Origin of the sequence: Streptomyces bottropensis ATCC 25435, from assembly GCF_000383595.1 — a bacterium.
Classification (GTDB): Bacteria; Actinomycetota; Actinomycetes; order Streptomycetales; family Streptomycetaceae; genus Streptomyces; species Streptomyces bottropensis.
On the sequence record NZ_KB911581.1, the window covers coordinates 6,113,952 to 6,134,761 of the forward strand.

Here is a 20,810-nt window from a genome sequence, read left to right on the forward strand (position 1 = left end):
TCGAAACAGCGGGAAGCCCGGGGCGAGGGCTCCCGCCTCTTCCCGACCCCGTTCCCCTTGTCTTCCCCTTGCCTTCGCCACCCCTTCATCAGCCGTGCTCTCAGCAGGGATAACTCGATATGACGTACATCGAACGTCTGCGCGGCCGCGCGAGACGCTGGGCGGGTCCGCTCGCCGGACTGACCGCCGCGTCACTCCTCCTGGGCCTGGCCGGGCCCGTCGCCCCGGCCGCCGCGGACGACGCCGATCTCACCGACGGGCTGGCCCTCTGGTACAAGCTCGACGCCACCTCCGGCACCACGGCCGTCGACGCCTCCGGCCACGGCCGCAACGGCACGGTGAACGGCACGGCCGGCTGGACAGGTGACGGCCAGGGCCTCTCCTTCAACGGTTCGGACACCTACATCAAGGTGCCGAACGACATCATGAAGGGCATGAACTCCATCAGCGTCTCCATGGACGTGCTGATGGACGAGTCGCAGGTCGGCCCGTACTTCATCTACGGCTTCGGCAACACCAGCAGCGGCACGGGCAACGGCTATCTCTTCGCCACCGGCAACTCGCTGCGCACGGCCATCGCTTCGGGCAACTGGTCGACCGAGCAGAACACCCGGCCCGGCGACTCGCACAACCTGAGCCGTTCGGTGTGGAAGCAGCTCACCTACACCCAGACCGGCACCACGGGCGTGCTGTACGAGGACGGTGCGGAGGTCGGCCGCAACACCTCGGTCACCACCACTCCGGGTTCCATCGGTTCGGGCACCACGACCGCCAACCACATAGGCAAGTCGGTCTACACGAGCGACAAGCTCTTCAAGGGCAAGATCCGTGACTTCCGGGTCTACGACCGCGCCCTCACCGGCTCCGAGGTCGAGCAGCTCTCGCTCCCCATCGCCGAGCAGGGCCTCGCCGCCGACAGGGCCGCCCTCACCCTGGGCGACACCAGCGCGGTCACCACCGACCTGGACCTGCCGAAGACCGGTACGGCCGGGGGCTCCTCCATCACCTGGAAGAGCGACAACACCGACGTGGTCTCGAACTCCGGCGCGGTGACCCGCCCCGCCGCCGGTCAGCCGAACGGCCACGCCACGCTGACGGCGACCCTCAAGAAGGGCCCCGCGAGCGCCACCAAGTCCTTCGAGGTCACGGTCCTGCCGACCTTCGACGACACCACCGCCGTCAAGCAGGCCGCCGAGGCGCTGACGGTGCACAACCTCGACGACGTCCGCGGCAACCTGACGCTCCCCGGCAGCGGCGACTTCGGCACCAAGGTCTCCTGGAGTTCCGCCGACACCGCCGTCGTGTCCGCCGGAGGCGAGGTACACCGTCCCGCGCACGGCGACGGCACCACGACCGTCGCGCTGACCGCGACGGTCACCAAGGGCGACGCGAGGACCACCCGCGCCTTCACCGCGAAGGTGCCGGAACTGCCCAAGAAGGAAGCCCTCAAGGGCTACATGTTCAGCTACTTCACCGGCGAGGGCACCTCGGACGGCGAGCAGCTGTACGCGGCGCTCAGCAAGGGCAACGACCCGCTGAAGTGGCGGGAGCTGAACGACGGCAAGCCCGTCCTGACCTCCACGCTCGGTGAGAAGGGCCTGCGCGACCCGTTCATCATCCGCTCCCCCGAGGGCGACAAGTTCTACCAGATCGCCACCGACCTCAAGATCTACGGCAACGGCGACTGGGACGCCTCCCAGCGCACCGGCAGCAAGTCCATCATGGTCTGGGAGTCCACCGACCTGGTGCACTGGACCAACCAGCGCCTGGTCAAGGTCTCCCCCGACTCGGCCGGCAACACCTGGGCGCCGGAGGCGTACTACGACGACCAGCTCGGCGAGTACGTCGTGTTCTGGGCGTCGAAGCTGTACGACAACGAGGCCCACTCCGGCGACACGTACAACCGCATGATGTACGCGACGACCCGTGACTTCTACACCTTCAGCGAGCCCAAGGTCTGGGTCGACCGCGGCTACTCCGTCATCGACTCCACCGTCATCCAGCACGACGGCGAGTACTACCGCCTCTCCAAGGACGAGCGGAACAACTCCTCCTCCACCCCCAACAGCAAGTTCATCTTCGAGGAGAAGAGCGACACCCTCCGCAACCTCTCCTGGACCTCCGTCGCCGAGGGCATCGGCAAGGGCGCGATGAACGCCGCCGAGGGCCCGCTGGTGTTCAAGTCGAACACCGAGGACAAGTGGTACGCGTTCCTCGACGAGTTCGGCGGCCGCGGCTACATCCCCTTCGAGACGAAGGACCTGGACTCCGGTGTCTGGACCCCGTCCACCGGCTACGACCTGCCGTCCAAGCCCCGGCACGGCACGGTGCTCCCGGTCACCCAGGACGAGTACGACCGGCTGCTGAAGACCTACCAGCCCGACGGGATCGTCACGAGCGTCGAGGACATCAAGGTCAAGACGCGCATCGGCGACGCCCCGGTCCTGCCGGCCACCGTCATCGCGGAGTTCGCCGACGGCGCCGAGCGGCCCGTCGCCGTCACCTGGGAGGACGTGGACGCCTCGAAGTACGCGCAGGCCGGCACCTTCACGGTGAAGGGCGACCTGCCCGGCGACTCGGCGATCCAGGTCACCGCCGAGGTCACGGTCTCCGCCGAGGGCCCGGACGTCCCGGCCGACCTGCTGGTGCACTACGGCTTCGACGAGAGCGGCGGCAACATCGCCCGTGACTCCAGCGGCCACGGCTACCACGGCACCTACGTCCGCACCCCCGACTTCGCCACCGGCGTCGACGGCGGCTCCTTCAAGATGTCCGGCGGCGACAGCGGCTCCAGCTCGCCGTACGTCAAGATCCCGAACGGCGTGCTGAAGGGCGCCGACAGCGTCACCGTCTCCACGTACGCGAAGTGGAAGGGCGGCGACAACTGGCAGTGGCTGTTCGGCCTCGGCCCGGACAGCGACAAGTACCTGTTCGCCAGCCCCTCCAACGGTTCCTCGTCCCTCTACTCGGCCATCACGGCGGCGAGTTGGGGCGCGGAGAAGAAGCTGTCCGGCGCCCGGCTCACCCCCGGCAAGTGGCAGCACGTCACCGTCACCGTCGACGGCGGCGCCAAGACGGCCATCCTCTACGCGGACGGCGTCGAGGTCTCCCGCGCCACCGACGTCACCGTCAAGCCGTCCGACCTGTACGACGCGAACAAGGACTACAGCGGCTACATCGGCCGGTCCATGTACGCCCCCGACCCGTACTTCGGCGGTGAGGTCGACGACTTCCGGATCTACGACCGGGCGCTGACGCCCGCCGAGGTCCTGGAGATCAGCGGCAACACCACGGGCATCGCCAAGGTGACCCACCCGGCGCAGAAGACGGACGCCGTCATCGACGACGCCGACAGCCGCGTCACGCTGCCGATGAAGCCGGGCACCGATCTGACCGAGCTGGCACCGCAGTTCACCCTCGCCCACGGCGCGACGATCAGCCCCGCCTCCGGCAGCGTGCAGAACTTCAGCAAGCCGGTGAAGTACGAGGTCACCGGTTCCGACGGCAAGAAGCGCACCTGGACGGTGTCGGCACGCGAGCTCAAGAGCCCCGTGCTGCCCGGCCTCAACGCGGACCCGAACATCGTCCGCTTCGGTGACACCTTCTACATCTACCCGACCACCGACGGCTTCGAGGGCTGGAGCGGTACGCAGTTCAAGGCGTACTCCTCCAAGGACCTGGTCCACTGGAAGGACCACGGCGTCATCCTGGACCTCGGTCCGGACGTCTCCTGGGCGGACAGCAGGGCCTGGGCACCGGCGATGGAGGAGCGGAACGGCAAGTACTACTTCTACTTCTGCGCCGACGCGAACATCGGTGTCGCGGTCTCCGACTCGCCCACCGGCCCGTTCAAGGACGCCCTCGGCAAGCCGCTGCTGAAGGCCGGTACCCTCCCGGGCCAGATGATCGACCCGGCGGTCTTCACCGACGACGACGGCACCTCGTACCTCTACTGGGGCAACGGCCGCGCCTACGTGGTCCCGCTGAAGGACGACATGGTGTCGTTCGACGCGGCCAAGGTCACGGACATCACTCCCAGCGGCTACAACGAGGGCACGTTCATCGTCAAGCGCAAGGGCACCTACTACTTCATGTGGTCGGAGAACGACACACGTGACGAGAACTACCGGGTCGCCTACGCCACAGGCTCCTCGCCCACCGGTCCCTGGACCAAGCGGGGCGTCATCCTGGAGAAGGACCTCTCGCTCGGCATCAAGGGCCCCGGCCACCACTCGGTGGTCCATGTCCCCGGCACCGACGACTGGTACATCGCCTACCACCGCTTCGCCATCCCCGGCGGAGACGGCACCCACCGCGAAACCACCGTCGACAAGATGGAGTTCGACGCCGACGGCCTGATCAAGAAGGTCGTCCCCACCCTGGAGAGCATCGACCCGGTCACCATCGCCCGGGCCGGCGCGGACGTCTCCGGCAAGGAAGGCGCCAAGATCCAGCTGAACGGCACGGTCTCCGGCGCGGGCACCGCCAAGTGGACGGCCGAGCAGGGCGCGCCCTGCGTCTTCGCCGACGCGGGCTCCGCGAGGACCACGATCACCTGCGCCGACAACGGCTCCTTCGAGGTCACCCTCACCGGCGGCCGCAGCTCGGACACGGCCACCGTCACCGTCACCAACGCGGCCCCGGAGATCACCTCGGTGACCAGCAAGAAGACCTCGGAGACGGGCAAGGTCACCAGGGTCCGGGTCAAGTTCACCGACGCGGGCACCCGTGACACGCACACCTGCAGCATCGACTGGAAGGACGGCGGCAAGCCGGCGGCCGGCAAGGTCACGGCGGGCAGCTGCAAGGCCGAGCACACCTACCGCACGGCCGGCGTCTTCGCCCCGGTGATCACCGTCACCGACGACGACGGCGCCACGGCGAGCAGCACGATCGACGAGCTGGTCGTCTTCGACCGCAAGGCCGGTTCCGCGACCGGTGACGGCGGCTTCACCTCCCCCGCCGGGGCGTACCCGGCAGGCCCGAAGCTGACCGGCAAGGCGGACTTCTCCTTCACCGCCACGTACGGCAAGAGCGACACCAAGCCGTCGGGGAAGGTCGCGTTCGACTTCGCCGCGGCCAAGCTGAAGTTCCGCTCCACCAGCATCGAATGGCTCGTGGTCAGCGGCTCCGAGGCGGTCCTCCAGGGCTACGGCACCGTCAACGGCAAGGGCGGCTACCTCTTCCGCGTCACGGCCGGCGACGGCCCGGACACCTTCAAGATCAAGATCTGGAAGAAGTCCACCGGCACGGTCGTCTACGAGAACAAGACGGCCGCGACGAAGGGCATCACCATCGGCCGCAAGTAACACCATCGCACCACCCAGCAAGACCGAGCCGCGCCCGGACCTTCCGGGCGCGGCTCGGCGCATGGGCGGGCGGTGGGGAGGGTGAAGAGGCGAGGGGCGCAGCCTCGTGATCTTCAGGGGCACGGGGCACTGCGCGAGCGTGCACGACGAACCCGCGGGCCGCGGCCCGCGACGCCAGGGAATCCCTCCACCCCCACAACGTTGAACCCGATGTGACCGCCGAGACCCCCGTGACCCCCGCGAACCCCGTACTCTCCGCCACCCGCTTCTCCGTCCTCGACCGCTCCCGCACCCGCGAGGGCCACAGCGCCCCCGAGGCCCTGCGGGACACGGTGCGCCTGGCCCGGCACGCGGAGCACCTCGGTTTCCACCGCTTCTGGGTGTCGGAGCACCACGGCGTGCCCGGGGTGGCGGGTTCGGCCCCCACCGTCCTGGCCGCGGCCGTCGCCGCGGCCACGCACACCATCCGGGTGGGCACCGGCGGGGTGATGCTGCCCAACCACCGCCCGCTGGTCGTGGCCGAGCAGTTCGGCGTGCTGGAGTCGCTGTTCCCGGGGCGGATCGACATGGGGCTCGGCCGTTCCGTCGGCTTCACGGACGGCGTACGCAGGGCGCTGGGCCGGGACAAGGACGCCGCAGACACCGCGGACTTCGCCGAGCAGCTCGACGAACTGCTCGGCTGGTTCGTGGGCACCTCCCCGACCGGGGTGCACGCGCGCCCGCCGGAGGGCCTGGCCGTACCCCCGTTCGTCCTCGCCATGGGCGAGGGTGCCGAGATCGCCGCGCGGTCCGGCCTGCCGATGGTGATCGGCGACCTCCGCGACCGCGACAGGATGCGGCGCGGCATCGACCGCTACCGCGCCGGGTTCCGCCCGTCCGCGTGGGCCGAGGAGCCGTACGTCGTCGTCTCCGGCACGATCGCCGTCGCCGACACCCCGCAGAACGCGCACCGCGTCCTCCTCCCGGAGGCCTGGGCCATGGCGTACTCCCGCACCCACGGCACGTTCCCGCCGCTGTCCCCGGCGGAGGAGGTCGAACGGCGGACGATGACGGCCAGGGAGCGTGGCCTGTACGAGTCCGGTCTGACCGGCCAGGTGTACGGCACCGAGGAGCAGGTCGCGCACGAACTGGAGTCGGTGATCAAGGAGACGGGCGCCCAGGAGGTCCTGGTCACGACGAGCACGTACGACCGCGAGGCCCTGTTCGACTCCTACCGCAGGCTGGCCCGGATCGCGGGCCTCAGCGGCCCCCCGACCGAAGGCTGACCCCACCTCTCCGCAGCGGCTTCAGCGGGTCCCCGGTCGCGGGACCCGGCCCGGCTCCCCGGCAGCCGCCGCGCTCCTGCGGCGTGTGCCCGACCATCGCCGCCCCGTCGACCACCGCCGTCCGCGCGGCCTGCGCCAGGGCTCGCCGGTCGAGGGGACCGGCCGGGGCGATCACAGGCCGCACGTCCACCTCGGCGACGACTTCACGCGCCGACACCACTCGCCACACCGACGTGAGCAGCGAGTCGTCCCCGACGTACGCGGGCGCGGTGCTCGCCCCGCCCCCGGTGAAGCGGTAGCGGACGCGCACCGGCTGCACGGGGACGCCGGCGTCGAGCGCGGCCTGGAACACGGCCCGCCGGAAGCGGCCCTGCGCCCGGCCGCACCAGGTGGTCCCCTCCGGGAAGGCCACGACGGCCGCACCGCCCCGCAGGGCGCCGGCGATACGGGCGACCGTCTCCGGCAGGGCGCGGATCCGGTCCCGCTCGATGAACAGCACGCCGCTCCGCGCGACGAGCGCGCCCGCCACCGGCCACGACCGGATGTCGGCCTTGGCCAGCATCCGCGCCGGACGCACCGCTCCGAGCAACGGTACGTCCAGCCAGGAGACGTGGTTGGCGACGAGCAGCAGTCCGCCGGCGGGTGGGGCGGAGCCGGCGATCCGTACCCGCACCCCCGAGGCCCGTACGACCCACCGGCACCAGCGCCGCACGACGCCCGCGGGCAGTCGCAGGCCGACGACACTCACCAGGACTCCGACCGCGACCAGGGCCACGACCGCCGCGAACCGGGCGGCGGCCCGGGGGACGGCGACGGCCGGCCCGGACGCCGCCACGCACGCCCGAGGGCTGCAGGGCGCGCTGGGCAGCCACACGCTCATCGGTTCACGCCGCCGGGACGAGGGAGAGGAAGTGGCGCAGGTACCGGGCGTCGACCCGGCGCATCGACAGCAGCACGTACAGGTCCGCGACCCCGAAGTCCGGGTCGTGCGCGGGCTCGCCGCACACCCAGGCGCCGAGCCGCAGATAGCCGCGCAGCAGCGGCGGCAGCTCGGTACGGCCCTGCGCCGCCCCCTCCTTCGGCACCCAGGGCAGCAGCGGACGTACCCGGAACTCCTCCGGCGCCAGGTTCCTGCCCCGGACCCGGTCCCAGGTGCCCGTGGCGAGGGCGCCGCCGTCGGCGAGCGGGATGGAGCAGCAGCCGGCCAGCCACTCGTGGCCGCCCTGGACCATGTAGCGGGCGATCCCGGCCCAGATCAGGCCGATCACCGTGCCGTCGCGGTGGTCGGGGTGCACGCAGGACCGGCCGACCTCGACCAGCGAGGGGCGGAGCGCGTCGAGCGCGCCGAGGTCGAACTCGCTCTCCGAGTACAGCCGCCCGGCGACCGCGGCCCGCTCGGGCGGCAGCAGCCGGTAGGTGCCGACGACCTCGCCGGTGAGTGTGTCCCGGACGAGCAGGTGGTCGCAGTAGGCGTCGAAGGAATCGGCGTCCAGCCCCGGCCGCGGACCGGCCAGCAGGGCACCCATCTCCCCGGCGAACACGTCGTGCCGCAGCCGCTGGGCGGCACGGACGTCCTCCTCGCCGCGGGCCAGGGTGACGGTGTAGCGGGTGGGGGCCGTCGACTGGGGCGGGCTGTCGAGGGTGGAGGCGGTCATGGCATCTCCTGGTCACGGGCCGACTCGGCGGCGTCAGGGCGGACCTGGGGACGTGCGGCCCGCCGCCCTAGTTCTGCCGCCGTCGGCTGACACCGGCGTGACCGGTCGCGAGAGCCCGGATGTGGGGAGGTTGAACGGCTCGGACCAGGTGGCCGGTGTGTCGGACTCCGTCGACCGGCGGGTGTCGCGACGGTGGCCGGCGCACGGCGAGGACCGGCGACGCTCCCGAACGAGTCGTTACGCGCTTGATCGGCGCGGTGCCGACCGGAGAAACCTTGGCGGGGCCGGGATCGAGCACCACACCCGGCCCCGCCCGTTCGCACCTCTCGGCGAACGTCCTGTGCCCCTACAGGGGCGCGGGGGGCGAGCGGCCGGGCCCGCTCCGGCCCGTACCCGTTCGACCGGCCCCGCACGGGGCTACCGCCTCCCGCCCTTCCGCGTGGCCCGCAGCCATTCCTTGTTCATGCTGGTGATGGACATCAGCGGGATCCCCTTGGGGCAGACGGTCGCACACTCGCCCGCCAGCGTGCACCCGCCGAATCCCTCCTCGTCCATGCGCTCCACCATGTCCAGCACCCGCGTCTCCCGCTCGGGCGCCCCCTGCGGCAGCACGTTCAGATGGTTGATCTTGGCGGAGGTGAACAGCATCGCCGCCCCGTTCGGACACGCGGCCACGCAGGCCCCGCAGCCGATGCACTCCGCGTGCTCGAACGCGAGGTCGGCGTCCGGTTTCGGGACGGCCGTGGCGTGTGCCTCCGGCGCGGCGCCGGTCGGCGCGGTGATGTATCCGCCGGCCTGGATGATCCGGTCGAACGCCGTCCGGTCCACCACCAGGTCCTTGATCACCGGGAAGGCCGACGCCCGCCAGGGTTCCACGTCGATCGTGTCGCCGTCCGCGAAGGACCGCATGTGCAGCTGGCAGGTCGTGGTCCGCTCCGGTCCGTGCGCGTCCCCGTTGATGACCAGCGAGCACGCCCCGCAGATGCCCTCACGGCAGTCGTGGTCGAAGGCCACCGGGTCGTCACCGCGCAGGATGAGGTCCTCGTTGAGCGTGTCGAGCATCTCCAGGAAGGACATGTCGGGCGAGATGCCGTCCACCTCGTACGTGGACATGGCGCCGTCGGCGTCGGCGGCCCGCTGCCGCCATACGCGCAGGGTGAGCTTCATGCGTAGCTCCGCTGGGTGGGGTGGACGTACTCGAAGACGAGGTCTTCCTTGTGCAGGACGGGAGCCGTGCCGGTCCCCGTGAACTCCCAGGCGGCGGCGTACGAGAACTCCTCGTCCCGGCGCTCCGCCTCGCCGTCGGCCGTCTGGGACTCCTCGCGGAAGTGACCGCCGCAGGACTCGGCGCGGTGCAGCGCGTCGAGGCACATCAGCTCGGCGAGTTCGAGGTGGTCGACGATCCGGTTGGCCTTCTCCAGGGACTGGTTGAACTCCTCGCCCGTCCCCGGCACCTTGATCCGCCGCCAGAACTCCTCCCGGATCCGCGGAATCCGCTCCAGCGCTTTCCGCAGCCCGCTGTCGGTGCGGGCCATGCCGCAGAACTCCCACATCAGCTCGCCGAGTTCGCGGTGGAAGGAGTCGGGCGTACGGTCGCCGTCGACGGCGAGCAGCAGATTCAGCCGGTCCTCGGTCTCGGCCAGGACCTCCTGCACGACGGGGTGTTCGCGGCCGATCTCGCCCTGCTTCGGATGCCGGGCGAGGTAGTCGTTGATGGTGGCCGGCAGCACGAAGTACCCGTCGGCGAGGCCCTGCATCAGCGCGGACGCGCCGAGCCGGTTGGCCCCGTGGTCGGAGAAGTTGGCCTCGCCGATCGCGAACAGGCCGGGGACGGTGGTCTGGAGGTCGTAGTCCACCCACAGCCCGCCCATCGTGTAGTGCACGGCCGGGTAGATGCGCATCGGCACCTCGTACGGATCCTCGTCGGTGATCCGCTGGTACATGTCGAAGAGGTTGCCGTACCTGGCCTCGACGGCCTCCCGTCCCATGCGCGCGATGGCGTCGGCGAAGTCCAGGTAGACGCCCTGCCCGCCGGGTCCGACCCCCCGGCCCTCGTCGCAGACGTTCTTCGCGGCGCGGGAGGCGATGTCCCGCGGGACGAGGTTGCCGAAGGAGGGGTAGATCCGCTCCAGGTAGTAGTCGCGCTCGTCCTCGGGGATCCGGTTCGCCGGGCGCTGGTCGCCCTTCGCCTTCGGCACCCAGATCCGGCCGTCGTTGCGCAGCGACTCGCTCATCAGCGTCAGCTTGGACTGGTGGTCACCCGTGCGCGGGATGCACGTGGGATGGATCTGGGTGAAGCAGGGGTTCGCGAACAGCGCGCCCCGCCGGTGGGCCCGCCACACGGCCGTCGTGTTCGAGTTCATGGCGTTGGTCGAGAGATAGAAGACGTTGCCGTACCCACCGCTCGCCAGCACCACGGCGTCCGCGAAGTACGTGTCGATCTTCCCCGTGATCAGGTCCCGCGCCACGATCCCGCGCGCCCGCCCGTCGACCACGATCAGGTCGAGCATCTCCGTGCGCGGGTGCATCTCCACGTTGCCGGCCGCGATCTGCCTGCTGAGGGCCTGATAGGCGCCCAGGAGCAGTTGCTGCCCCGTCTGTCCCCGGGCGTAGAACGTCCGCGACACCTGGACGCCGCCGAAGGAGCGGGTGTCGAGCAGACCGCCGTACTCCCGGGCGAACGGCACGCCCTGCGCCACGCACTGGTCGATGATCTCCACCGAGATCTGCGCGAGCCGGTGGACGTTCGACTCCCGCGCCCGGAAGTCGCCGCCCTTGACGGTGTCGTAGAACAGCCGGTGGACGGAGTCGCCGTCGTTGCGGTAGTTCTTCGCGGCGTTGATGCCGCCCTGGGCGGCGATCGAGTGGGCGCGGCGCGGGGAGTCCTGGTAGCAGAACTGGACCACGTGGTAGCCCTGTTCGGCGAGCGTGGCACCCGCCGAACCGCCCGCGAGCCCCGTGCCGACGACGATCACCGTGTGCTTGCGGCGGTTGGCGGGATTGACCAGCCTGGCCTCGAAACGGCGCCTGTCCCAGCGCTCGGCGACCGGGCCGTCGGGGGCCTTGCCGTCGACGACCGGTTCACCGGTGGTGTAGTCCGTGAATGCGGAGGACGTGGTCATGGTCAGCTCACCACTCCGGTCATGACGGCGAGGGGTACGGAGACGAAGCCCAGGGTCAGTACCAGGGCGAGGACGTTCGCGGTGGCCTTCAGGGCGCGGTCGCGGGTGCGGCTGCCGACGCCAAGGCTCTGGGCGGCGCTCCAGAAGCCGTGCCGGACGTGCAGGCCGAGCGCGAGCATCGCGACGAGGTAGACGGTGTTGCCGTACCAGGTGGAGAAGGTGTCGATCACGTTCTGGTACGGGTGTCCGGCCTGGAAGCCGCCCGGGTGGACGGTGCCGGTCGTCAGGTCGAGGATGTGCCAGACGATGAACAGGCCGAGGATGACGCCGCCCCAGCGCATGGTGCGGGTGGCGTAGCTCGCCCGGCGCTTCTTGTGGACGTACTTGTCCGGCCGGGCCCGGAGGTCTCGGCGGCTGAGCTGGTAGGCGGCGGTGGCGTGGGCGACGACCGCGGCGACGAGGACCACGCGGACGATCCACAGGGCCCACTCGTGGTGCAGGAAGGGCTCACCGAGGGTGCGCAGCCAGTGGGCGTAGCCGTTGAACTCGTCCGAGCCGAAGAAGATCTTGAGGTTGCCGAGCATGTGGACGACCAGGTACGCCAGCATGATCAGTCCGCTGACGGCCATCACCGTCTTCCTGCCGAGGGAGCTGTCCCACACCGAGCGCACCCGGGACGGTTTCCGTCCCGGCCGTCCCGGCCGTCCCGTCCGTTTCGCACGTTCCGCCGGTCCCGGACCTTTCGCCCGTTCCGTCCGCGTTGCCAGAGCCATGCCCACGACGCTAGAGCGGCAAGGCCCCATCGGTCCAAGACATGGAACAGCTCGATTCGATAGCCGGAGACTATCGTCCCGTATCGTGGAGGGATGCAGTTCCAGCAGCTCCAGTACTTCGTCGCGGTGGCCGAGACCCGGCATTTCACCCGGGCCGCCGAGCTGGTCCATGTGGCGCAGCCCTCGCTCTCGCAGCAGATCAAGGCGCTGGAGCGGGAGTTGGGCGCGGACCTCTTCCGGCGGGCGCGAGGCAACATCACACTGACGGACGCCGGTGAGGCGCTGCTGCCGCTGGCCCGGCGCATCCTCGCCGACACCGACACCGCCCGGCACGAGGTGCAGGAGCTGGTCCAGCTGCGCCGGGGGCGGGTCCGGCTCGGCGCGACCCCGAGCCTGTGCACGGGGCTGCTGCCCGACGTGCTGCGCGCCTTCCACGACCGCTACCCCGGCATCCGGCTGCTGATCGAGGAGGGCGGCTCCCACGACCTGGTCCGCCAGCTCGCGCGCGGCGCCCTGGACCTGGCCCTGGTGGTCCTGCCGCTCCCCACGCCCTCTCCGGCCCTGACCACGGTGGAGCTGCTACGGGAGGACCTGGTCGTGGTCTCCTCGCCGGACGCGCCGAGGCCCGGCGACGGTCGCCGTACCGTCCGTGTGTCGGACCTGGAGGGCGAGCGTCTGGTCATGTTCCGCCACGGCTACGACCTGCGGGAACTCACCGTCGCCGCGTGTCGCTCCGCGGGGTTCGAGCCGGATTTCGCGGTGGAGGGGGGTGAGATGGACGCGGTCCTGGGGTTCGTCCGGGCGGGGCTGGGTGTGGCCGTGGTCCCGCGGATGGTCGCGACGCGCTCGGGGCGGGGCCTACGGGTCACCCCCTTGGCCCGCCCCGGTCTGCACCGGACCATCGCGCTGGCTCACCGCAGCGATGTGGCTCCGCCTCGGGCCGCGCGGGAGTTGCAGCGGATGTTGGTCGAGCGGTGAGGGTTCGCTGGTTTCCCGTTCGCGCCGTCGGTGGGAAGCGCCGTTGGGGTCTACGGGCTGCGGTCTGCGGTCTGCGGGCTCGTCGTGGTTGATCGCGCGGTTCCCCGCGCCCCCGGAGGGGCGCGCTGCACGCGTCGGCGGCTGGGAAGGAACCTCTCCTACCCCGTCGCGTCCACCAGTGCCAGTTCGTGGAGCCGCTCCGGCGGCCCCGGGCGGGCGTAGTACCAGCCCTGGGCCGTGTCGCAGCCGAGGATCCGCAGCTGCTCGGCCTGGGCCCCCGTCTCCACACCCTCGACCGTGACCGCCAGATCGAGGCTGTGGGCCAGGGAGACGATCCCCTCGACGATCTTCAGGTCGACGGGGTCGGCCGGGAAACGCTGCATGCTCTGGGTGAAGGACCGGTCCAGCTTCAGGACACGGACCGGCAGCCGGCGGAGGTTGGCGAGGTTGGAGTAGCCGGTGCCGAAGTCGTCGAGGGCGATGTCGACGCCCATCTCGGAGAGCCTGCGCAGCGGCTTGAGCAGGTCGTCGTCGGCGCCGATCAGGGCGGACTCGGTGACCTCCAGGCAGAGGGCGTCCGGTTCGAGTCCGGCGCGCTCCAGGATGTCCACCGTGTCCTGGACCAGCCCGGGGTGGGTCAGCTGGCAGGGGGAGAGGTTGACGTTGACGCGCAGCGGTTCGGTCGCCCCGCTCCCGCCGTCGCGTTCCTGCCATGCGCGGGCCTGACGGACCGACTGCTCCAGGACCCAGCGGCCGAGCGGCACGATCAGGCCGGTGCGTTCGGCGAGCGGGATGAAGCGGTCGGGGCCGAGGACGCCGTGCTGCGGATGCAGCCAGCGGACCAGGGCCTCGGCGCCGCGCACGGTGCCGTCGCCGAGGTGGACCAGGGGCTGGTACTCGATGAAGAACTCGCCCCGGTCCAGGGCCGCGGGCAGCGCCGTCGTGAGCCCGTGCCGGGTGATGGCGCGGGCGTCGGCCTCCGCGTCGGCGACCTCGTAGCGGTTGCCGCCCGCCGACTTCGCCCGGTACATCGTGATGTCGGCGCTGCGCAGCACCTCCGCCGGGCCCCGCTCCCCCGCCGGACCCTCGACGATGCCGATACTGCCGCGGACCAGCAGTTCCCGGCCCTCGATGCGCACCGGGGTGACCAGCGCGTTCATGATGCGGTCGGCGAGTTCGTCGACCTCGTGCTCGGTGTCGGTGCCGGTGGTCAGCGCCACGAACTCGTCGCCGCCGAGCCGGGCGACCATTTCACCGGGCGCGGTCGCGCAGGACTGGAGCCGGTCGGCGACCTCGACGAGCAGCCGGTCGCCGGCCGCGTGCCCGAGGCTGTCGTTGATGGTCTTGAAGCCGTCGAGGTCGAGGTAGCACAGGCCGAAGCGCTGACCGTCGCCCGCCGCGAGGGCCTTCTCCAGGCGCTCGAAGAACAGGGTGCGGTTGGGCAGTCCGGTGAGCGCGTCGTGCGTGGCCTCGTAGCGGAGGCGGAGATTGAGCAGCCGGCGCTCGGTGGTGTCCTCCATGAGGGCCAGCTGGTACTGGGGCCGGCCGTCCGCGTCCCGCAGCAGGGACACCGTCAGGTTGGTCCACAGGACCGTCCCGTCCGGCCGGTGGAACGCCTTTTCGGTGTGGTAGTGCTCGCGCTCGCCGCCGACCAGTTCGTCGTACAGGCGCCACACCTGGGGTGCGTCCTCGGTGTGTTTCCACTCGGGGACCCGGCGCCCGCGCATCGCCTGCTCGGTGAGCCCGAACATGCGCAGCAGCGCCCCGTTGACCTGGAGGATGTTGCCGTCGAGGTCGGCGATGCCGATGCCTATGGCGGCGCCCTCGAACACCGCGCGGAACCGGGCCTCGGTGGCGTGCAGCGCGAGGGCGACCGCGCCCTGGGCCTCCAGCGCGGCGCGGGCGATGGCCTCCTGCTCGGCCAGCGTCCGCTGCCTGAGCGCCTCGGCGAATCCGGCGGCCATCGAGGACTGCAGCCGCCCGGCACGGGCCCGCAGGTCCTCCTGGGGGCCGTCTCCACCGCAGTAGAGCACCAGATAGGCGCCGACGCAGTCCAGGGTCTGGCCGAGCGCCTCGGGTTCGGTGCAGTGGGCCTCGACGAGGGCGGCGCCGACGGCCCTGCCCGCCTCGGCGTCGTACGTCCTCGCCCGCAGTGCCTCGCTCAGTCTGCGGGCGAGCGGCAGCAGTCGTTCCTCGAACTCGGGCCGGGTCAGCGACGTGGAGGTGGCGGGGAAGACCGCGCGGCTCCAGATGGTCGCGAACCGGCGGAGTCTGTCCTCCGGCCCGTCCGGCTCCGCCCTCACGCCTTGGTCCCCACGCCGGCGAACTGCGCGTAGGCGTACGGATCCTCGTCCTCGGAAGCCGTGTCGGGCCGCCACTCGGCCATCGGCACCACTCCGGGTTCCACCATGTCGTACCCCTCGAAGAACCGCGCGACCTCGTCGGACGTGCGCATGGTCAGCGGATTGCGAATGTTCCGGTACACGTCCACCACGCCTGCCGCCCGCTCCGCGGGCAACGGGATTCCCTCACGGCAGGCGTGCGAGACGATCATCAGGCTGCCGGGCGCGAGGGCGTCGCGCAGCTCCGCCACCGCTCCGTACGGGTCGTCCGTGTCCTCCACGAAATGCAGTATGGCAACCAGGAGCAGCGCCACCGGCCGGTTCAGGTCGATCAGTCGGCGGACAGGGGGGCTCTCGAGGATTTCCCGGGGCTTGCGGAGGTCGGCCGCGACCACGTCCACGTCGTCGTTCCCCTTCAGAACCTCCTGGCTGTGTGCTACGGCGACGGGGTCGTGGTCGACGTAGACGACCCGTGCGCCGGGGCTGGCCTCCCGGGCGACCTCGTGCACGTTTCCGAAGGTGGGGATCCCGGATCCGATGTCCAGGAACTGGGTGATGCCCGCGTCGGCCGCGTACCGCACGGCGCGGCGCATGAACGCCCGGTTCGCCTGCATGATCTTGGGCAGGCCCGGCACGTGCTCCATGGCCCTGCGGGCCGCTTCCCGGTCGACCTCGAAATTGTGCGAACCACCCAGGTAGTAGTCGTAGATGCGTGCCACGGACGGCATCGAGATGTCGATGTTCCGCGGCGCCCAGGCGGGACGCTCCATCTGTGTACTCCAGCGCTTCGGGGGTGGTGTGGGCGATCCGGTGTTCGAGCTGAGGCTACTGATCGCCCGCCGAAGGGGCGAGTAAAAACGGAAATTGACCGTCCGTTCAACGTCGCCGCCGATGCCACCTGCCCAACCACCGCCCCTGCCATGCCCGTTCGTCCGTGGAGGTTGCGCCTGCCGGAGAACAGCGGGCCCGGACGGCCCGGTTCGGGCGCGTCCGGGCATACGAAGCGGTCCGCCCCCTCCGTGCGGTGCGGAGGGGGCGGACCTGATCGGCCGCGCTGATGTGGTGCGTCCGGCACTCTCTTCTCGTCCACTCCCTTCCGCGTGCGGTGATGTGAATGGCGAGGCGGTCCACCCCTGGGGAAGGTGTCCTTACTGCGCGCCGATCGGCTCTCCGTCGCCGTTGATGGCGAACCAGGTACCGCCGACACCCTGGCCGTTGGTGTCGCCGGGCGACTTGTCGTTGGCGAAGGTGTAGAGCGGGATGCAGTTGATGGTCTGCTGCTTGAAGCCGTCAGGACGGTCGAAGACCGTGTAGCCCTTCAGCAGGATGCCCTTGGTGTCGTTCTTGTCGACCGGGGCGACGACGGGCCACTTGTCGAGGCAGGCGCCGGTGCACTTGGTGGACATCGGCCACTGGGTGTCCTTCATGAACCGGTAGACCGTCATGCCGTTCTTGTCGACGACGATCTCGCCCAGCTTGGCGTCGTTGCGGGTGGTCAGGCCGGCCTGCTCGACCGCCTCGCCACCGCCGCCGCCGGTGCCGCCCGTGCCGCCGCCGGTGCCGCCGCCCTTGGTGGAGGCCTTCTTGCCGTTGGGCGCCGAGGCGAACCAGGTGCCCTTGACGCCCTGGCCCTTGATGTCGCCGGCCTTGGTGTCCTTGGCGAAGTAGTACATCGGCCAGCCGCCGACCGTCAGCTGCTTGGTGCCGTCGGGACGGCTGACCTCACCGAGCAGGGCCTTGTCGACGCCCTCGGCGGCGGTGGCGCCCGAGGCGGGAACCGGCGGCCAGGTGGTGGCGCACTCGCCCTCACAGGTCGTCTTCGGCGGCTCGAACGAGTCCTTGTCGAAGCGGTACAGGGTGCGTCCGGCGCTGTCGGTGAGGACCTTGCCGTACTCGTCGCTGTTCCACACCGTCAGCTGGCCGGCGGCGGCCGCCGTGGTGGACTGGGCCTGGTCCGAGGTACCGGAACCGGCCGCGCCGACACCGGCCGTACCGGTACCGGTGCCCGCTATGGTGCCGGCACCGAGCGTCGGGGAGGAAGCGGCGCCCACGTTCTGCGAGGACGTCGACCCCTGTTCCTGACCGCACGCCGTCGTCAGCACCAGTACAGCCGCAGCTGTCGCTACGAGTGAGGCGCTCCGCCAGGAGGTCTTCATTCCAACTCCCCGTGTATCCGGTGGGTGTTGCAGCGCCCTATTGCGCCGCTTGCTGGTCCTAGGTACGGGCGGGAGTGGCCGAAGTGTTCAATGCGGCCGGATTTTCTTTCCGGAGTCTGTGGCGCGGTGCCCTCCATCGGCCCGCGAGGAGGTCGAACGAAGGGTCAGCGTCGGGCATCCGTACTCAAACCTTCGGGGCCCGTTCTTCCCCCATCCGGAGCAATCCGCCCGGGCTCCCGCGTACGCGGGCGCGCGAGCCCGGATGATCTGCGACGTGCAAGGACCCCAGCGGACCCGATCCGCTCTCGCCCTACGGCTGTCGGCCCTGCTCGCACTGACCTGGCTCCTCGGCGGAGCACCGAGCGGCACGGCGGTCGCCGACGCCTGCGCGTACGCCACCGTCGGCCCGGACAGCTCCGGCGCGGTCGCCGTGGCGATCGGAGGCACCGACTCCTGCGAGCCGCCCCCGTCGCCCACGCCCACGCCCCCTCCGCCGCCGCCGCCGACCCCGTCGTGCCCGCCGGAGCCGACCCCGACACCTCCGCCGCGGCCGAGACCGCCGACGCCGACGCCCACCCCGGACCCCGCTCCGGACCCCCCGCCCGCCTCGAAGCCGAAGCCCACCCCGCCCCCGAGGCCCGCGCCACCGCCTCCCCCGCCGCCCGTCACCGAGGCGCCCCGGCCCGCCCCCACCCCGACTCCCGTGCCGAGGAAGGCGCGGCCGGACCCCGCGCCCAGCGTCCGCCCCGAGGTGTCGCCGACCCCGGTGAGCTATCCGCCGTACCGGGCCCCGACCCACTCCGCGGCCAAGCGCTCCGGTCCGTCCCTCGTCTCGCTCGCCCTGCTCGTCACCGTGCCCGCGGTGTTCGCCGCCGCCGCACTGCGTCCGCGCTGATCCCTGGAGGAACCTCTTGTCGGAATGGCTTGTTCTCACCCTCGCGATGGGGGCGGCCTGTCTGGTCGTCCTCATCGTGGCCGTAGTACGGCATCACGCCGCACCGGCGGACGAGGACCCGTCCGAGACCCCGGACGTCATCGAGTACATCACCATGATGATCGGCGTGGTGTACGCCATCGTGCTGGGCCTGGCCATCGCCGGTGTGTGGGAGGCCCGCAGCGCCGCCCAGGACCAGGTCCAGGCGGAGGCGCAGGCCCTGCACGAGATCAGTGAGCGGGTACGGGTGTATCCGCAGGACGTGCGCGACCGCATCCGCGGCGACATCGACGCGTACGTCGGCCATGTCGTGTCCACCGAGTGGAAGGTCATGGCGGAGAAGGGCGAGGTGACCGAGCGCGGCACCGAGCTGTTCGAGACCGTCCGCCACGACGTCACCGACTACGAGCCGCGCAGCGACTTCGAGGCGCAGACGTATCAGCCGCTGCTCGACCAGGTGGCCGCGGCCGACGCCGCGCGCGGCAGCCGCGCCGACTCCACCGGCGAGACCATGCCCGGCGTGGTGTGGTTCGGCCTGATCATCGGCGCCGTGGTGACGGTCGGCATGGTCTTCGCCCTGCAGATCCGGCGTACGCCGCGCGAACTGATCCTGGCCGGACTGTTCTCCGCCCTCATCGCGTTCCTGCTGTTCCTCGTCTGGGACTTCGACGCGCCCTACAGCCGAGGGTTGTCGGCCACGGCCGATCCGTTCCTGAGCCTGTTCCCGAACGCGGGCGGGTGACGGCACGTCGAGCCCGGTCCGGCGGCCGGGGGGGCGTGTGCCGCGCGGCGCACGCCCCCCGGCCGCGGGCGTGCCGGTCCCCTGTGCGGAGCACACGCGTGCCCCATTCGCGCTACTGCGATCGCGCCACCGGGCGCGCCTTCCTAGCGTTTCGGTCATCGAGGTGCATTCAGACGCAGGCGGAAACGGTCCGCGGCAGGCTCCTCGGGGACCCGGAGGCTCATCATGCGCGCGATACGCGTCGCTTCGGCCGCTCTGCTGGGCGTGGCCGCCCTCTCCCTCACCGCTCCCGCCGCGCACGCGGCACGGGCCGGCGACATCACGTCGTTCGGCTTCGGTGTCGTGCCCTCGACGGTCGCCCCCGGCGGGCAGGTGCTCCTGCGTGTCGACGGCTGCCATCGCAGGACGACCGTCTCCTCGGGCGTCTTCGACTCCGTCGTCATCCCCCGGGGCCAGTCCTCGGCCACGGCGACCGTCGACCGGGACGCCAGACCGGGCACGGTGTACGAGGTGTCGTTCCAGTGCGGCGACGAGAGCGGCCGGACGGACCTCACCATCGTCTCCGGCCACCCGACGCATCACCCGACCCACCACCCCACCCGCGGCTCCCATGCCGGGGCCGGCGGCACCGTGGCCGGCTTCGACCCGCATGAGATCGGCCTCGGCGCGGCGCTCGTCGCCGGGGCGCTGGGCGTGGCCTGGCACCGGGCGCGCCGTCGCCCCGAGGACGGCGGCGGCCACTCCTGACCGGCGCCCCGCGCGGCACCGCCGTACAGCCCTTCGCCCCGGAGACCCTCACGGGCTTCCGGGGCGAAGGACTGTACGGCGTGCGATCCGTGCTCCGAAGGGGTGGGCCGGATCCCGGGTGCGGACGCGGATCCTGTTCCGGGGTTCGGATCCGTTCCCGGACTCAGGCCTTGTTCTCCGCCCGCCGGCGCATCCAGAAGACCCCGCCGCCGACGACCGCGGCGGTCACGAGCCCGCCGCCGATCGCGATGTCGGTCGACGTGGCCCCGGTGGAGCTGCTGCCGCCGAGGCCGCCGCGGACCCCGCCGATGACGGTGAAGACGCCGGTGAACGTCTTGCGCTTGCCCTCGCAGTTGGTGGTGACGCTGTACGAGCCGGGACTGGCGTCGGCGTTGACCCGCACCGTGGCCGTGGCGGTCGGACCGCCCATGGACCTGAGGTTGGTGGTGGGGAAGGCGTTGGAGCCGATGGTGCTGCCGGCGATCGCGCACGCGTCGCCGCCGCTGACGGTGAGGACGAGCTGTCCGCCGCGGGCGATGACGTTGGGGGTGGCCGTGACCGCGCTCGGCTGGTCCCAGGCGGTGGCCGTCGGCGCGGCGACGCCGACCAGGGCGACCGCGGCGGCCGAGGCCGCCAGGACACGAGTAGTACGCATGTGATCCTCCGCGGAAGACGCCCCGGGTCCCGTCCCCGGTCGATCGGCGAGAAAACGTCTCCCAGAAAGACCCTCAGATGCCGTGCCCGGGCCCGCATTTCGGCGCTGGTCCGTCCTGGTGAGCAGCGGGCG

General features: G+C 71.2%; 15 protein-coding genes. 6 read left to right on the forward strand and 9 right to left on the reverse strand.

From position 1 onward, the window contains the following. Positions 1-119 precede the first annotated feature (119 nt). Positions 120-5,309, forward strand: a complete 5,190-nt coding sequence (locus STRBO_RS0127325; protein ID WP_005484347.1) for a family 43 glycosylhydrolase — start codon at positions 120-122, stop codon at positions 5,307-5,309. A gap of 212 nt (positions 5,310-5,521) precedes the next feature. Then, the gene (locus STRBO_RS0127330; RefSeq protein WP_005484348.1) at positions 5,522-6,574 is read left to right on the forward strand and encodes an LLM class flavin-dependent oxidoreductase; all 1,053 of its coding nucleotides are present in this window, start codon (positions 5,522-5,524) and stop codon (positions 6,572-6,574) included. Here the strand turns inward: STRBO_RS0127330 and STRBO_RS0127335 are convergent. The 5 genes from STRBO_RS0127335 to STRBO_RS0127355 form a co-directional block, all read right to left on the reverse strand. Then, positions 6,549-7,454 (reverse strand): lysophospholipid acyltransferase family protein, encoded by a 906-nt coding sequence (locus tag STRBO_RS0127335; protein ID WP_202500371.1) that lies wholly within the window; start codon positions 7,452-7,454, stop codon positions 6,549-6,551. The two genes, STRBO_RS0127330 and STRBO_RS0127335, sit on opposite strands and share 26 nt — an antisense overlap. A gap of 4 nt (positions 7,455-7,458) precedes the next feature. Then, positions 7,459-8,229, reverse strand: a complete 771-nt coding sequence (locus STRBO_RS0127340; protein ID WP_005484351.1) for a GNAT family N-acetyltransferase — start codon at positions 8,227-8,229, stop codon at positions 7,459-7,461. Between the two features lie 417 nt (positions 8,230-8,646). After that, positions 8,647-9,396, reverse strand: coding sequence for a succinate dehydrogenase/fumarate reductase iron-sulfur subunit (locus STRBO_RS0127345; protein ID WP_005484352.1), 750 nt, complete (start codon positions 9,394-9,396; stop codon positions 8,647-8,649). Continuing rightward, entirely contained in the window at positions 9,393-11,351 is a 1,959-nt protein-coding gene (locus STRBO_RS0127350; protein ID WP_005484353.1) for a fumarate reductase/succinate dehydrogenase flavoprotein subunit, read from the reverse strand. The genes STRBO_RS0127345 and STRBO_RS0127350 overlap by 4 nt, the downstream gene beginning before the upstream one ends. A gap of 2 nt (positions 11,352-11,353) precedes the next feature. Beyond that, positions 11,354-11,980: a succinate dehydrogenase gene (locus STRBO_RS0127355; RefSeq protein WP_051085373.1), complete on the reverse strand. Its 627-nt coding sequence runs from the start codon at positions 11,978-11,980 to the stop codon at positions 11,354-11,356. Between the two features lie 237 nt (positions 11,981-12,217). Here STRBO_RS0127355 and STRBO_RS0127360 point away from each other — a divergent pair, with 237 nt between their 5' ends. Then, positions 12,218-13,102, forward strand: coding sequence for a LysR family transcriptional regulator (locus STRBO_RS0127360; protein ID WP_005484355.1), 885 nt, complete (start codon positions 12,218-12,220; stop codon positions 13,100-13,102). A 158-nt stretch (positions 13,103-13,260) separates the two neighbouring features. Here the strand turns inward: STRBO_RS0127360 and STRBO_RS0127365 are convergent, their stop codons facing one another. The 3 genes from STRBO_RS0127365 to STRBO_RS0127375 form a co-directional block, all read right to left on the reverse strand. After that, entirely contained in the window at positions 13,261-15,405 is a 2,145-nt protein-coding gene (locus STRBO_RS0127365) for a putative bifunctional diguanylate cyclase/phosphodiesterase (protein ID WP_005484356.1), read from the reverse strand. Beyond that, positions 15,402-16,214 carry an SAM-dependent methyltransferase gene (locus STRBO_RS0127370; protein WP_005484357.1) on the reverse strand — a complete coding sequence of 271 codons (813 nt, stop codon included), beginning with the start codon at positions 16,212-16,214 and terminating at the stop codon, positions 15,402-15,404. The genes STRBO_RS0127365 and STRBO_RS0127370 overlap by 4 nt, the downstream gene beginning before the upstream one ends. Before the next feature lie 378 nt (positions 16,215-16,592). Further along, positions 16,593-17,600 (reverse strand): SCO0930 family lipoprotein, encoded by a 1,008-nt coding sequence (locus tag STRBO_RS0127375; protein ID WP_005484359.1) that lies wholly within the window; start codon positions 17,598-17,600, stop codon positions 16,593-16,595. A 274-nt stretch (positions 17,601-17,874) separates the two neighbouring features. On the opposite strand from STRBO_RS0127375, the gene STRBO_RS43540 reads away from it, so the two are divergent. From STRBO_RS43540 to STRBO_RS0127390, 3 genes are all read left to right on the forward strand, one after another. Beyond that, complete coding sequence (locus STRBO_RS43540) at positions 17,875-18,495, forward strand: hypothetical protein (protein ID WP_245170626.1); 621 nt, start codon at positions 17,875-17,877, stop codon at positions 18,493-18,495. Positions 18,496-18,511: 16 nt separating this feature from the next. After that, positions 18,512-19,276 (forward strand): bestrophin-like domain, encoded by a 765-nt coding sequence (locus tag STRBO_RS0127385; RefSeq protein ID WP_005484362.1) that lies wholly within the window; start codon positions 18,512-18,514, stop codon positions 19,274-19,276. Positions 19,277-19,501: 225 nt separating this feature from the next. Beyond that, positions 19,502-20,023 carry a hypothetical protein gene (locus STRBO_RS0127390; protein ID WP_005484363.1) on the forward strand — a complete coding sequence of 174 codons (522 nt, stop codon included), beginning with the start codon at positions 19,502-19,504 and terminating at the stop codon, positions 20,021-20,023. Between the two features lie 163 nt (positions 20,024-20,186). On the opposite strand, the gene STRBO_RS0127395 is transcribed toward STRBO_RS0127390, so the two are convergent. Then, the gene (locus tag STRBO_RS0127395) at positions 20,187-20,678 is read right to left on the reverse strand and encodes a hypothetical protein (protein WP_005484364.1); all 492 of its coding nucleotides are present in this window, start codon (positions 20,676-20,678) and stop codon (positions 20,187-20,189) included. Positions 20,679-20,810: the final 132 nt, after the last annotated feature.

What these genes read in the sequence shown, in the direction of transcription:
- STRBO_RS0127325 (WP_005484347.1), top strand. Translation starts at nt 120, where the DNA reads ATGACGTACATCGAACGTCTGCGCGGCCGCGCGAGACGCTGGGCGGGT.
- STRBO_RS0127335 (WP_202500371.1), bottom strand. Translation starts at nt 7,454, where the DNA reads ATGAGCGTGTGGCTGCCCAGCGCGCCCTGCAGCCCTCGGGCGTGCGTG.
- STRBO_RS0127340 (WP_005484351.1), bottom strand. Translation starts at nt 8,229, where the DNA reads ATGACCGCCTCCACCCTCGACAGCCCGCCCCAGTCGACGGCCCCCACC.
- STRBO_RS0127345 (WP_005484352.1), bottom strand. Translation starts at nt 9,396, where the DNA reads ATGAAGCTCACCCTGCGCGTATGGCGGCAGCGGGCCGCCGACGCCGAC.
- STRBO_RS0127350 (WP_005484353.1), bottom strand. Translation starts at nt 11,351, where the DNA reads ATGACCACGTCCTCCGCATTCACGGACTACACCACCGGTGAACCGGTC.
- STRBO_RS0127355 (WP_051085373.1), bottom strand. Translation starts at nt 11,980, where the DNA reads ATGGCCGTCAGCGGACTGATCATGCTGGCGTACCTGGTCGTCCACATG.
- STRBO_RS0127360 (WP_005484355.1), top strand. Translation starts at nt 12,218, where the DNA reads ATGCAGTTCCAGCAGCTCCAGTACTTCGTCGCGGTGGCCGAGACCCGG.
- STRBO_RS0127370 (WP_005484357.1), bottom strand. Translation starts at nt 16,214, where the DNA reads ATGGAGCGTCCCGCCTGGGCGCCGCGGAACATCGACATCTCGATGCCG.
- STRBO_RS0127375 (WP_005484359.1), bottom strand. Translation starts at nt 17,600, where the DNA reads ATGAAGACCTCCTGGCGGAGCGCCTCACTCGTAGCGACAGCTGCGGCT.
- STRBO_RS0127390 (WP_005484363.1), top strand. Translation starts at nt 19,502, where the DNA reads ATGCGCGCGATACGCGTCGCTTCGGCCGCTCTGCTGGGCGTGGCCGCC.
- STRBO_RS0127395 (WP_005484364.1), bottom strand. Translation starts at nt 20,678, where the DNA reads ATGCGTACTACTCGTGTCCTGGCGGCCTCGGCCGCCGCGGTCGCCCTG.